General features: G+C 44.9%; 10 protein-coding genes. 7 read left to right on the forward strand and 3 right to left on the reverse strand.

What is annotated here, in order from left to right; translation table 11 throughout:
- Window positions 1-3: 3 nt before the first annotated feature.
- Genes cmr4 through QUA23_RS27110 form a run of 3 tightly spaced genes read right to left on the reverse strand, consistent with a single transcriptional unit; the run spans window position 4 to window position 3,358 of the window.
- Window positions 4-837 (reverse strand): type III-B CRISPR module RAMP protein Cmr4, encoded by an 834-nt coding sequence (gene cmr4, locus QUA23_RS27100; RefSeq protein ID WP_333078897.1) that lies wholly within the window; start codon window positions 835-837, stop codon window positions 4-6.
- Window positions 837-1,832: a CRISPR-associated protein gene (locus QUA23_RS27105; protein WP_333078898.1), complete on the reverse strand. Its 996-nt coding sequence runs from the start codon at window positions 1,830-1,832 to the stop codon at window positions 837-839. The genes cmr4 and QUA23_RS27105 overlap by 1 nt, the downstream gene beginning before the upstream one ends.
- Window positions 1,799-3,358 (reverse strand): Cas10/Cmr2 second palm domain-containing protein, encoded by a 1,560-nt coding sequence (locus QUA23_RS27110; protein WP_333078899.1) that lies wholly within the window; start codon window positions 3,356-3,358, stop codon window positions 1,799-1,801. Before QUA23_RS27110 ends, QUA23_RS27105 begins: the two co-directional genes overlap by 34 nt.
- Before the next feature lie 248 nt (window positions 3,359-3,606).
- Here QUA23_RS27110 and QUA23_RS27115 point away from each other — a divergent pair, with 248 nt between their 5' ends.
- The 7 genes from QUA23_RS27115 to QUA23_RS27145 form a co-directional block, all read left to right on the forward strand.
- Window positions 3,607-4,782: a WYL domain-containing protein gene (locus QUA23_RS27115; RefSeq protein WP_333078900.1), complete on the forward strand. Its 1,176-nt coding sequence runs from the start codon at window positions 3,607-3,609 to the stop codon at window positions 4,780-4,782.
- A gap of 659 nt (window positions 4,783-5,441) precedes the next feature.
- Window positions 5,442-6,143 carry a tyrosine-type recombinase/integrase gene (locus QUA23_RS27120; RefSeq protein WP_333078901.1) on the forward strand — a complete coding sequence of 234 codons (702 nt, stop codon included), beginning with the start codon at window positions 5,442-5,444 and terminating at the stop codon, window positions 6,141-6,143.
- Between the two features lie 1,084 nt (window positions 6,144-7,227).
- Window positions 7,228-7,434: a hypothetical protein gene (locus QUA23_RS27125; RefSeq protein ID WP_333078902.1), complete on the forward strand. Its 207-nt coding sequence runs from the start codon at window positions 7,228-7,230 to the stop codon at window positions 7,432-7,434.
- 133 nt (window positions 7,435-7,567) lie between these two features.
- Window positions 7,568-7,810: a hypothetical protein gene (locus tag QUA23_RS27130; protein WP_333093949.1), complete on the forward strand. Its 243-nt coding sequence runs from the start codon at window positions 7,568-7,570 to the stop codon at window positions 7,808-7,810.
- The gene (locus tag QUA23_RS27135) at window positions 7,804-11,019 is read left to right on the forward strand and encodes a DUF3987 domain-containing protein (RefSeq protein ID WP_333078904.1); all 3,216 of its coding nucleotides are present in this window, start codon (window positions 7,804-7,806) and stop codon (window positions 11,017-11,019) included. Before QUA23_RS27130 ends, QUA23_RS27135 begins: the two co-directional genes overlap by 7 nt.
- A gap of 304 nt (window positions 11,020-11,323) precedes the next feature.
- On the forward strand, window positions 11,324-13,552 hold the full coding sequence (locus tag QUA23_RS27140; RefSeq protein ID WP_333078905.1) for a WD40 repeat domain-containing protein: 2,229 nt from the start codon (window positions 11,324-11,326) through the stop codon (window positions 13,550-13,552).
- Window positions 13,553-13,598: 46 nt separating this feature from the next.
- A partial coding sequence (locus tag QUA23_RS27145; RefSeq protein ID WP_445243525.1) for a transposase-like zinc-binding domain-containing protein occupies window positions 13,599-13,687 on the forward strand: 89 nt, incomplete at its 3' end.

Below are 13,687 nucleotides of genomic sequence, written 5' to 3' on the forward strand. Positions count from 1 at the left end.
AAATTATACCTCCTTTAAAGTTAGATAGCAGTGACCGAAACCAATTGATTCTAAACCGCCGAGATAGATGTCTGTGCCAGTAGACGCGCCAAAAGGTTGCCATTTTTCTTGGTTTTCTTTGAGGGCGATCGGAAATACTAAAATTGTGCCTTCTGGCAAAGCTTCAGTATTAAAAAAAGCTCCTTTTTTAGCCTTTTTTTCCTCTTTGTCTAAGGCCACTCGACTCTGACGATATAAAGCCATATCGTGAATCATGGCAATTTCATCGTCAGCGACCACAACGGATGGGAATTCCTCTCCTAAAGGAAACCAAGCAGATAAATCCTGAGTTTTCTCAACTGTCAAAAACCCAAAGTTGAAAAACAGTTTTGGTTTACCATTTACGTCGAGAGCTTTTAAGGTTTGAGAACCTGTATAATTAGCTGGAATTTTTGCTGATTTGAGGGATGTACCATCTTTTAGTTTGACATAATCTCCAGCAATTCGTTGATAGCGTTTCAGTAAACGAGGACAAGTTACCCAGACAATTGGTTGACCGGGACAAAATACTGGCAACCACAGCAACGAAGCGTATTCAAACTTAACTACAGACTCCGTGGTACTGTCTGGCTTCCCCGATTCTGCTTCTTGACCGTACCATTTATTAGCTTCCGGTTCTCCCAGACTGCGACGAATTTCCGATCGCAATCTTCCCCGAATCGAGCTACCGGGAATAATGCCCGTTTGGGTAAACTGGTCGCGGAAAATTAAGTTTAAGTTGCCACTTTCTTCACCAGCCGTTGCTCCCACATGAACAGGAGCAAGAGTTTCAATAATACCGTAAGCTTTTTTGTACATTATTCAACTCCTTGAATTTCAATTGGCAAACACAAACCGCATCCAACTTGTTTCAGGCTAAAACCTTCTTTGGGAAACCAATTTTCAAGAAATTCCCACCAAGTTTTATCTAAAGGTTCTCTGAGAAGATAGACAGTTCCGGGAGGAACTGCATAGCGTCCCCGTCCTATTTGTCCTTTTGCGCGGTAGCGATAGGAAATGGGTTTATCTGTAAGCATCTCCGGTCGTTTTTTGGAAAAATCTTCATTTTTGGGATACCGAAATGAAAATTTGTTAGAGCCCCAAATCCCCGGTGTTATCAAAGCAAATGAGCGCTGAATAGGTTGGCGTAACAGTTTGGCGATCGGGCTGTCATCAGGCAGTTCAATACTGTTGATTTCCACCAGATGATTTTCGCCACCAAACCGATACCAACCATCTGCTAAACGATGAGTTGAGAGATAAACTAGACAACATTCATCATCCATCTGCACGGCATTCTCCAGAAACAAACCATCTTCTGCTAAGGTGCAGCGTTCGTCATCTTTTGTTTTAGGATGCAAGATAGGGACGTATTTCCAAGGAGTATCAGCAACATCACCATTTTTCTTGATGACAGCAGGTGAATTATTCCAAGAATTCACCGTCTGCCAGCTATACTCCGGATCTAAATCTTCGGATTCGCGATGCCATTTCCCAGATTTCATTTCCCATTCATCCACGCCTTTTTTAGAAATAATTTTGTGCCAGGGAATGGGGACGTAAAAGTATTCAGGATCATCTGATTTTGCCCAGAAGGGGCCAGCGACAAACAAATTATCACTAAGTTCTTTTGGAGAAATATAGGACTTAACTTTGTTGGCGCTAAAAAATAGACCGGAGAGAGTAGCGGCTTCGGGAGGGAATTTTGCTCCAGAACGTCCGACTAGATTTTCGGGCGATAAAAATCCGCCAGAACTCCCGTACATAAATCCTAAAGGACTTATAGTGATGAGATATTTGAACATAGCTGCCATCCGACATTTATTAGGTCACTAATCCAGTAAATAATGTGTTTGGATTGTTCTGGATTTGGGTAATCGCCGACGATGTGCTTCCAGTTTTTTTCTAAGTTATTCTTGTCATGAAAGTAAAGTTGAAAAAGAGCTAAAGCTAATTCATCATCTGCGCTATTTTCCTGGGAATTAAAACTGATAGCATGACGATTTTTGAGATGAGCTAAATCCTTGTAAACATGACTCCAGTTCGGCTTTTGCTCCCAGCTTTTGCCGTCGCGGTCTTTGTATTGTTTGAGAATGTGCAAATAATCCCAAGGACAAGTCCACTGCACAAATTGACCGCTGTTAAAAACTACTCGAATTGTAAGGCGATCGCGCCCCAAACTTTTCGCCAGTTTTTCGGCTTCTCGACAGTGTTGAAGAATATCTCGCTGTGGCACACTATGACCCGCCCAAACAAAACCAACACTTAGGTTAATATCCTGTCCGTGCTTTTTCCATTCATCGGACAATCCCATTAACCATTCTAATGCCTCTATAGGTTCTGGGGGCTTTTCGGGTTGGCTACTGTAAATTACACCGAGGAAGTCGTCACCACCGGCATAAACAATCCGCCCTTGGTCTTTGGGGAAATTTTTGATAAAATTTCTCCCCCAAACCCGCATGGCTTCGCTGAACTTCTTTAGACCTTCATCTCCTTCTTTTTGAGCAATGTCCTGAAGTTTTTTGCCAACTCTGTCGCCATCTCCCATAAACCATCCAGTCCAGTGTTCTGGTTCACGAATAATATCGCTAAACCCTGCTTCAAGCGGAGATATCCCAATGTTTCTGGCAATATCTTCGTCGCGAGTAACTAACCGCTTGACTAACTCAGGAATGCTCAATCTTTCATTAGGTGCAAGAAATTTTCCTTCGGGTTTGCCATCTGGGGGAAGATTTTCTAAGACACAGGAGAGACGCTGATAGAAATCCTTAAGTTCAGCTTTTTCTGTATCGGATAGTAGCCGCCCTGGTTCTCGATGTTCCAAACCTAAACGGGGCCAGGCGATCGCATCCGTGCCAGTCAAACTCGAACTCTCGCCAATCCAGTTAATAGCCGTCCAATCGCGACGCAATTTGCGAGTTTCTAAATTCTTCATCGCAGATTCTATTGAATCTCCGTGTCCCCAAAATATCTCCCAAGTATACAAACCCCATCGCATCCACTCTTGCTGCCAAAAGTATTGCTCTTTAGGAGGTACTTCTCGTTCTATCCAAACTCGACATTCATTTAATATTTCTTGCCATGACTTTTGAAGAGTATTCGTCACGTCATTCCTGGAAAATTCCCCTTCCCCTTTCAGCAGTATCCGATTGGGCATTCCTTTCTGGATGTTCGGGGAACCGGGAGAAATGACATCTAAACCTGATTTTTCGGCTTGCTTTACTAGCTTATAACTCAGATAAGACAGAATGAGTGAAGCTCCAAATAAATCTCGGAGTTTGCGGGATTTCTCGATAAAGCCTTGAACGGGGGCAAAGGCGATCGCAGTGTATGCAGACATAAATTCAATTTTAAGGCGGGCATTGCCCACCTGAATGCTGCTGGTAGTGTCCCCAGTCGCTAACTGCTTAAGTTCTACTCCACTCAATATATCAGCCGAGCCAGCTTCACGTCTCCAAATTCACAATATTTATCAAACTATTTTCAAAAGCTAAACCTGTGTAAATAAAGGCTTTCCGACATTTATATTTTTTTATGTCAATATTGTCTTTTACTTGACTTTTCCTCAAGTTACCCCATACACCCCTCATGGCAAAAAAACCAATCCTTCACCCCTACGCCGACAAACTAACGTTCGATCGCATCATGCTCCTCATCGCCACATTAGTAAACCATCCGGGCATCGGCCACTCCGACACAGAAGCCTCCGACACTAAATATCACGACGCTTTGCTAGAAGTGCAATCTCAATTGCAGAAAATTGCCGCCGAATTCAACATCGAATTTCCCGAAAACTATCCCGCAACTCCCACTATCCGCAAAGACTTAGAAACTTTGCGCCGCTACGGAATCCTCGACAAACGAATGTATCGCTTCGGCTATTATCTCGGCACCGGCGCAATGAATCGCGAAGAACTACTATTCGCATTTCAAGCAATAGCATCTATTGCCAAATATCAGGGAAATCCCCAAGCCCGCCAAATTTGTGAAAAACTCACTAAACTGTTGCGCGGGTTAGATATCGAACTCAAAGGTCAATTGTTTTATCCGGTTCGCGAACACCTGAACCGTGCCATTATTTACACCGATCCTGTAGAAATGCTCGCTCGCCAAGAATATCGCAATACCCTATTTCACAAACTAGACATCGTAGAAACAGCCATTGTTCGAGGTCAGGCGCTACAACTTTACCGCCAAAGCGATTATTACGGTAGAGGTCAGGTCGGTTTCCAGCGCATCTGGCCCCTGCAACTGATTTATCACGATATCGCCTGGTATCTCATTTGCGAAGATTACGACAACGGACACTTGAAGGTAGTACGGGTCAATCGCTTTACCGACTACTGCGAAATTATCAATGCAGAAGAGCGCGGCTTAGCTGTACAAGGACAACGTTTGAAAATAGCTCAAAAGTTGTTAAAAAACGGCTGGGGGTTGTTCTTAGGCAATCCAGAGCAACAGCAGGCTGAATTGCAGGGTACGCTGAAGTTAGAAAAAGTGAAGGTGCGGTTTTTCGAGGAAGTAGTGGGATTTATTCTAGAGGGCGATCGACGGCATCCGCGACAAAAGATTAAAGAAGGCCCGAGGGATAGTTTTGGCAAAGTGGCTTATGTGGATTATCAAATCGATTTGCCCTATCGCTCCTTGAACGAATTTAGTCTGTGGGTGAACAGATATATGGATAGCGCCCAAGTGCTTTCCCCGCCGAGTTTGGTAGAAAAACACCGACAAGCAGCCAGAGATTTAGCCGATCGCTACAGCTAACAGGACTTAAACAAAAAATTATTGCTAAGAACGGTACAATCCCTTGTAGGTAACACTCTCACGTCAACAAACAGCGACAGTGGGCAGACAATACCCCGGTGAAATCAGCAAAACTGATAGCGCAGCAGTCTTAGTAACGATACATTACCCCGGTGAAATCAGCAAAACTGAGAGCGCAGCAGTCTTAGTAACGATACATTTATATTCCCGCAATATGAGAATTCCTTCGTTTTAGGTTAAACGAGTGTAAACAGAGAGAATATTGGGCTGCGGCTGGCTGGAAAAGTTAGGCTGGCCGATATCAGTTTCTTGTTGCGGCTAGACGATCGCACGAATTAATTAGGCGTGGAGCCGAGAGTTTTTGAGCGTTACCCGGCAATTGCGATTAAGTGCAACGATCGCGCGCCCGAGCAACAATAAATTCTTCGATGAAACCAAGCGCAAAATTCCAGAAAGGGCAAAAAGTTGGGGTTTACAGCTCCCCAGGGTCGCATCAACCGCAGCGCTTGTATCCTTAACCAAACATATTAAACCCCCGAAGCCATCGCCCTGCCAAAACTTGCCGACTTGTGAACCGCCGCATTAAGAAATACCCCCGACGGATGCAGCAATGCAGTATTTGCGGCAAACTCTCAAGTGTCGGGTCGGTATACACCAAGATGAAGATAGAGGGACACGGACAAGCCAAAATCCTCACGCAACAAGAAATCGAACTCTTATTTAACGAAGGTTTACAGACGGAGCGCGATCGCGCCCTCTTTGGAGTTTGCCTGTACACCGCTTGTCGGATTGCCGAAGCCTGCAGCTTGAAAGTCATCGATGTCTTTACCCCGGCGAATGTTATTCGCTCAGAAATGATTATCCGTAAGGGCAACACCAAAGGCAAGCTCGGCACCCGCACTATCCCGATCATTCAAGAGTTGAGGCTGCTGTTAGAAACCTACTCACATCCCGAACACCCCTACCTATTCCCCAGCCGCCACCTCAATCACCGCTGGAAACACGCGAACCCGGAAGCCGCCTCTCATCTATTCCAAGAAGCCTGCGAAAAAGTCGGCATCATCGGCGCTTCCACCCACAGCCTCAGAAGGTCGGCGCTTACACAGATGAGCAACGCGGGTATCCCATTGCGGATTATTCAAGAAATCAGCGGCCACCGCAACCTCGAACAATTGCAGAAATACTTAGAAGTGCGACCCGACCAAGTACGCGGCGCTGTCTCTGCACTCTCTACCCTTTCTTACGTCAGGAAAATCACATATCCTGATTTAGCTTCCCCAACCCGAGAAAATCCGTTGCCCCCTCACCAACTCTCACAAGCCCAAGCAGACTCCGCGGCCCAAGAAACTCCCGATTGGTGACGAGCGCTTGAACCAAGCCAAAAGCTCTCAATCCTGAGCTGGTTACAATTGTTCGTCATTCGGACGAGCTCGCGTAAAATAAAAGCTTGTACCAGGCGGGGCTGCACTTGCTTGTGCAAACTAATTTTGTCGCCCCCTTCATACCCCACATTAAAACCCGCCTCGCTGCTGATACAGCGGTTCTCGCTGTTATGATGTACAGTACCAGCAATGAGTAAACCAATTTTTTAATCGATTGAAAGCGAAGCGAAAGAAATCTAAGACCGATTTTGCAGATATCGAGGCTATTTTAGAGATGATTGAGGAGCCTGAGACTTCGCATCTCAAGGGTGTTAGGAATAAACTCCCCTTATAAAAGGGGGCTTTTCTGAGTTGTAGAGACAGCCGATCGCCCCGCCCCTAAAAGCAAAAATCCCCCGGCGGATATCGGAGGACTTTTTTCACGATGGGTAATAGCTAATTGATAATCAGCAATGGGTCATTCCCTTTGCCCCATACAACCACAATACAGTGGCTCTAGGTTTCTTGGCGATCGTCTTCAGCAGGGCGCAATTTAAAGAAATAATCAACTTTGTTTTTAGCTTGTGTCCGATTGCCCTTTCCCAGGTAGCTGTAAAACTTTTTTTTCATTTGTAAAAAAAAATCTCTCTATTCACGATGAAAGATCTGTCGAGCGCTTCATTGACGGCCACTTCGCCTCCATAACACAAAATACGTCCAAAATTAAGCGGTTGCAGGATAAACACGGTATGGTGGGATGCTGCATGAAAATCGGTTTGAAGGTATCTGCCAAAGTATGGGACGCAGCCGAATTATATAATTAAGTTAGTAGGTCAATTTTTTTTTACTAATACAAGAACTTATATTTATTAGCTGGCTAAGAGCCTTGGTATTGCAAATCCTTGTTCCAAAAGCCTTTGAGCTTTTGAATAAGCTAGACTTTTTTCAAGTTTGATTTCGTAACACAATCAAACTGAGACTAAAACAAAACTTAGGGTACAAATATATTGTCAAAAGCGGCGAACTCTCGATCACGGTGACTTCTGGCGTGTATGATAAATTTATTGATGTTGAGAAATACCTTATGCTACCCAGCACTAGAAAGCTCAGAGTCGGATTAGCTTTATCTCCAGAACTTATAGCAGAAGCTGACAAATATGCCAGATCTTGGGGAATATCAAGATTGGGATTCTTTGAAGAAGCGATCTGGCTATACTTAGAACGCTTGGATAAATACATTCGAGCCGACGCAAAAATACAATCTCACAACAAAGAAGCACTGGCAGCATAGGCTTTCAGTGCTTCTCCGGTAAGAGTAAATTTGCGTGTAAATGTTGTCGTCAAACTTTGCAGGAGAGGCGACATCGTTAGTCCACAATTCAGAAATCGGTCTCCAAAAAATAAGAGCGCCGACTATTCCTAGTATGCCATACATTGAGAAAAAAACAATAAAGCGCTTTTTGGGCGTTGTTTTAACGGTTGATGCTAACGCCAGCAGTAGCGGTACGATCAAGCAAATTGTGAATTCTAACGCTATCAATAGCGTAAAATGCCCTTTCGATTTCGTCTATGACTCAATCCTAGCTCAATCCCCCCTAACTACGGCGCTTAATCGGGAATTTCCTACTATCGGTTTTGAAGCGATCGCGGTGGTGGCGTCATGGTAGCTAACTTCAGTCAATCTTCAAGCACCCGCGATCTTCTTCCTGTAACCAGGGACAATCCTTGCCCCCACTGTGGCAAACCCGACTGGTGTTACTCTATCGGCGATCTATCTGTTTGCAACCGCGATCAACCGCCCGCTACTGGCTGGCAAGCGACCTCGAAATCTGATAAGGATGGCAAAATTTACTACGCGCCATCACAAGAGAAAAAACCCATCCGCCCAGCCAACACTACTTATTACCACTATCCAGCGCGAGACGGTTCGCCACTTGTCAGGGTCAAACGAATTGATTTTGGCGATGGCAGAAAGAAGAAGTTTGAGCAAGAAAGGTGGGACAAAGACAAAGAACGCTGCTGGCTGTCCAATTTAGGCAAGGATAAGGAAAAAAACAAGGTTAACCGTTCTGAGATTCCCATTTATCGCTACGCAGAAGTCCGAGGGGCAATTGCAAAAGGTGAGCTGATTTGTGTCGTTGACGGAGAATCGTGTGCGGATGCTCTTTGGGCTTTAGGGTTGGCCGCCACTACCAGCATCGGCGGCATGGGTAAGTGGTGCAACACTGACACAAGCGATTTAGATGGTGCAAAAGTTGTCGTGATTGTCGTTGACCGGGATATACCAGGGATTAAGGACGCGATGAAGGTTGGTGAACACTTCCCAGAGGCTCAATGGCTTTATCCTTACCCCGAATCGAAAGCTTGGAACAATCCACAAAAAAGTCAGGGATTGGACATTAAGGATTGGATAGAGAGCCAAAATTTGAGTGCAAAGGATGTACTCGCGGTGGTGGGAGAGAAGAAATTTTTTAACGCTCCGAAGCCAATCTCAAATGTTATCACTCACCCCCGATTTACTCCCCCTATTTCTGAGCTAGCAATAGAAATTGAGACACTTCTAGAATCCGACCTCAAAAAATCTGAACTAACTCTCAAAGTCGCGGATCTTTCTCAAAAGTATCGGCAACCTCATACAGAAATTTGGAGAATTTACCGCGAAAGAGAAGAGGAATTAGAGCAAGAAGTCAACCAGGATGCTATAGCGACCGACCTTGATCAATTACTCACGGCACAATCTGTAAAATTAAATTTGCTAGAAATCCTTCCTAAAGGGCTAGCAGAGGCGATTATAAGATTAGCGAAAACACTCAACATCAAACCTGAATGCTACGTGCTGGCTCTCCTTACTCAAGTTTCAGCTCTTTTGAAACCAGGTACCAGCACGATGCTTTACCCTCAGACTAACTTCAAAGTTTGTCCCAATTATAATGCTGCAACAATAGCAGAGAGTTCGCAGAAAAAAACTCCGGTTAAACAGGCAGTTATTAGCGAGCCAATGGAGCAATTAATTGATGCCAGTATCCAAGCATTTGATGCTGCGAAGATTGCTTATGAGGAGGAGCTTAATCTTTGGAAAGAGAGCAAAAAACCTAATAAAGGCTTGATGCCTAAGCCACCAGCCCAAAGAGTTTATCACATAACAACCGCAACTGGTGAATCCATCCCAAAACAAGCGGCAAGGATGCCAGACCAATCTTTGCTCTGGGTAGCTGATGAACTTGCGGGTACTTTCAAATCTGCCAACCAATACCGAGGTGGGAAGGGTTCAGATGAAGAAGATTTACTCGAATATTGGAGTGGCGGTGGGGCTGCTGTGTTGCGAGCTGAAGGTTTAACTGTCAACGCTCGCAAAATTGGATTATCAATCTTTGGAAATATTCAGCCGAAGGTATTGGCGCAATTTCTCAAAGATGGCAGTGACGATAACGGCAAGTTTGCGCGATTTGACTTTGTACAACAACCACTGGCTGCTACAGAGTTGTTTGAGGATGCTCCCAACGTGGATATAACTCCCATGCTGGCAGCCTTGTACAAACAGTTAGACCCGCTACCTGCTCAAAAATTCCAACTAGATAAGGAAGCCCGAAAAACATTCATTGCTTACAACAATCAATGCGAGCGTGAACGGATTAATCATCCCAAACAAGGGATGCGAGCAATGCTTGGTAAAGCTCCTGAGAAAGTAGGGAAAGTGGCAACTATTTTACATTGCATTGATAGCGCATTCAGGGGTATTGAAATTCCTGAAATCATTTCTGCTGAAACCGTACAAGCTGCCATCAAGTGGGTTGGGTACACCACAAGCCAAGCTTTGAGTGTAAATCTGGAACTTTGCGACCCGACAGCGCTTGCTCCTAATTTAGACAAAATTATTTCTTTAGCAAGAAAGAAGGGAGGGACAGTTAGTGTACGCGACGCTCAAAACAGTTTCGACTACAAACTCAAGATTACATCTCAGCAAGTAAAAGAATGGTTTGCCCAACTTGAGGCCATGAAGCACGGGAAAGTGACCACAGTTAAAAAATCCGTGTTATTTACTCTGACTACAGACAGTGATGCAACTGTAGTCAACTGTAGTCACACTGTAGAAAAAGAAAAACTACAGTTGGAATCCTTACAGGATAAGGTTTTAAGACCTACTGTAGTCACTGTAGTCACTGATTCGCCGTCTTCAGAAAAATCAAATAATCAATTACTGGATTTACAAAACCAATCTCCAACTACACCTACAGTGACTACAGTAGGCTCAAACGTAGAGCTAGAAGGGATGGAGGCTGACTACAGTACGCCAAAACTTTTGACTACAGTAACTACAGTTAGCGCTCAACCGGAGCGGTGGGCACAGTTGCCACCCCTGCAAAATGACATCTCTGAATTAGTCGAAAGAGCAAAAATCGCTCAAACTTGGTCGGAGGTCGAAGCGGTTTGGGGTAGCGACTTGGAACTCAAGGAAAAAATCAAGACCCAGCTTTCTGAAGAGGAATATCGGCAAATTGGGAAGCTTCTAAAGCAAGCTAAGTGCGAGCGGCCGCCAACTGATTCGCTATCGGCGCAGCCGATCGCACTGGGCGACAATCCCCCCAAACCGAAACCGGAGCAACTAGCGCCCGAACCCACACCAGCAGAGGAATTAGCGGAACCGGAGCTCGCACAAATAGCGCCAGAGGATGCCGAAAAGATACGAGATATTGCCCGGATTTGGTGGCCTGAATACTACCCCGAACGGTTACAAACCCTGATTACACAGATGTATGGCTGGGGTGCACCGGGGACTCGCTACTCGGCTGCCACAATCACCGCTTGGCTCGAAGGGGAGGATGCCGTAGTGCGCGAACGGATAAGCGAGTTGATGGAATTGAGGCCAGAAACTTAGCCGAGTTCTGACAGTCAATAAAAAACCACACAAACGCTTCGCTACCGGAAAACTTACCCTGGCTAAGTTTCTGGCAATTGTCGGCGAGGCGCAACTTGTAGAGTTTGAACGGCTTGTGGTTAGTTGTCCCGGTTTTTCCTCAAAATCAAACTGATGTAGACCTCAAGAAACACGCTTACGCTCCATCGCCTGTTGCGCTGCAGCACCGATGGAGTCACAATCGTAGCGGGCGACGCATCCGGTCGCGTATATTTCCTGCGACTCGAAGGGATTGCTGAGTATTTAGAAAAGGGGATGGCGTAAGATGGGAGAATTTGCTGACAAGTTAGCGACCAAACCACTTTCCTATCAACGTGCTTATCTGGGCAGCTTACTGCCAAATTATGTCAAGTCAGGTCATTTAGAAAAGTATTATCAAAAACTTACTGATTTTAACTTCCTGATGGCAAAGATTCAGCATCCTGAATTTGGAGTACAAACACTCCTTGATGATTTCAATCTAGTAGACGACTTAGAAGCAGTAACTCACCCAGAATACAACCGAGAAAAAGCGAAAGTCCTAAACTTGATTCAAGCAGTAATATGGATGTCAGGCGATATTTGGGGTTTAGATAAAACGCAACTGGCTGGGCAATTGTTAGGTCGCTTGCTGCACTTTAACATTCCTGCAATTCAGGCAATGCAAGAACTAGCAAAAGAGTGGAAAGCATTACCTTGGTTACGTCCTTTGACAGCTTGCTTAACCCCTCCTCGCAGGGGACTACTATGCACCCTTACGGGTCACAGCAATTCAGTAAATTCGGTAGCAGTCAGTGCTGATGGGAAGCGGGTGATTTCGGGTTCAGATGACAAAACCCTCAAAGTGTGGGATTTAACAACTGGAAAGGAAGAATTTACTCTTGAAGGTCACAGCTATTTGGTAAAAGCGGTAGCAGTCACTGCTGATGGCAAGCGGGCGATTTTTGGCTCAAAAGACAACACCCTAAAAGTCTGGAACTTAACAAGTGGAAAAGAAGAGTTTACTCTCAAAGGTCACAGTAACTCGGTAAACGCAGTCGCCATGACTGCGAATGGAAAATGGGCAATTTCTGGCTCATCGGACAACACTCTCAAAGTGTGGGATTTAACAACTAGAAAGGAAGAATTTACTCTTGAAGGTCACAGTTATTTAGTCAATACGGTCTTCGTCACTACTGATGGGAAGCGAGCGATTTCTGGGTCATCAGACACCACTCTTAAAGTCTGGGATTTAATGACTCGAAAGGAGGAGTTTACTCTCAAAGGTCACAGCAAGGCGGTAAATGCGGTAGCAGTCACTACTGATGGGAAGCGGGTGATTTCGGGTTCAGATGACAAAACCCTCAAAGTTTGGGATTTAACAACTGGAAAAGAAGAATTTACTCTTGAAGGTCACAGCTATTCTGTCAATGCGGTAGCCGTTACTGCTGATGGGAAGCGAGCGATTTCTGGGTCACGAGACAATACGCTTAAGGCCTGGAATTTAATAACTCGAAAGGAAGAGTTTACTCTCAGAGGTCACAGTTACTCGGTAAATGCAATCGCTATTACTCGTAATGGGAAGCGAGCGATTTCTGCTTCAAGAGACAGCACTCTCAAAGTTTGGGATTTAACAACTGAAAAGGAAGAGTTTATTTATTATGGTCATAATTACTCGGTAAATGCAGTCGCTATTACGGAGGATGGGAAGCAGGTGATTTCTGGTTCCTCGGACAGCACGCTAAAAGTTTGGGATTTAACCACTAGAAAGAAACTGTTTACTTATGAAAGCCATAACTACTTGGTAAATTCGGTAGCAGTCACTGCTGATGGGAAGTGGGCGATTTCTAGTTCCTCGGACACCAACCTCAAAGTCTGGGATTTAACCGCTGGAAAGGAACTGTTTACTCTTAGAGGTCACAACAACTGGGTCAATGCAGTAGCCGTCACAAAGGATGGCAAAAGGGCAATTTCTGGCTCAAGAGACAACACTCTCAAAGTTTGGGATTTAATAACTGGAAAAGAACTGTTTACTCTCAATGGTCACAGGGACTGGGTAAGTGCAGTAGCCGTCACCCAAGATGGCAAGCGGGTGGTATCTGCTTCATTGGACTACACGCTAAAAGTCTGGGATTTAATAACTCGAAAGGAAGAAATTACTCTCGAAGCTCCAGCCTACTTAGTAAATGCGGTAGCAGTCACTGCTGATGGGAAACGGGCGATTTCTGGTTCAAGAAACAGCACTCTCAAAGTCTGGAACTTAACAAATGGAAAAGAAGAGTTTACTCTCAAAGGTCACAGTAACTCGGTAAACGCAGTCGCCATGACTGCGGATGGCAAAAGGGCAATTTCTGGCTCATCGGACAACACTCTCAAAGTTTGGGATTTAACAAGAAAAAATGTCATTGCCAGCTTTACTGGTGAAAGTGCGATCAACTCTTGCGCTATTGCTGTTGATGGAGTCACAATCGTAGCGGGCGACAGCTCCGGTCGCGTATATTTCCTACGGCTAGAAGGGATAGAGCCACTAACATAAATTTCTTGGCGTTGCTGAGTTAGAGTATGAATAGAAGGAATAGTTTATGCAATGTCCAGAATGTAAATCAACCCATATCCGTAAAAACGGCAAGAAGAAAGGAAAACAGAATCACATTTGTGTCCAATGTGGTCG

Source organism: Microcoleus sp. Pol1C5 (genome assembly GCF_036701115.1).
GTDB lineage: Bacteria > Cyanobacteriota > Cyanobacteriia > Cyanobacteriales > Microcoleaceae > Microcoleus.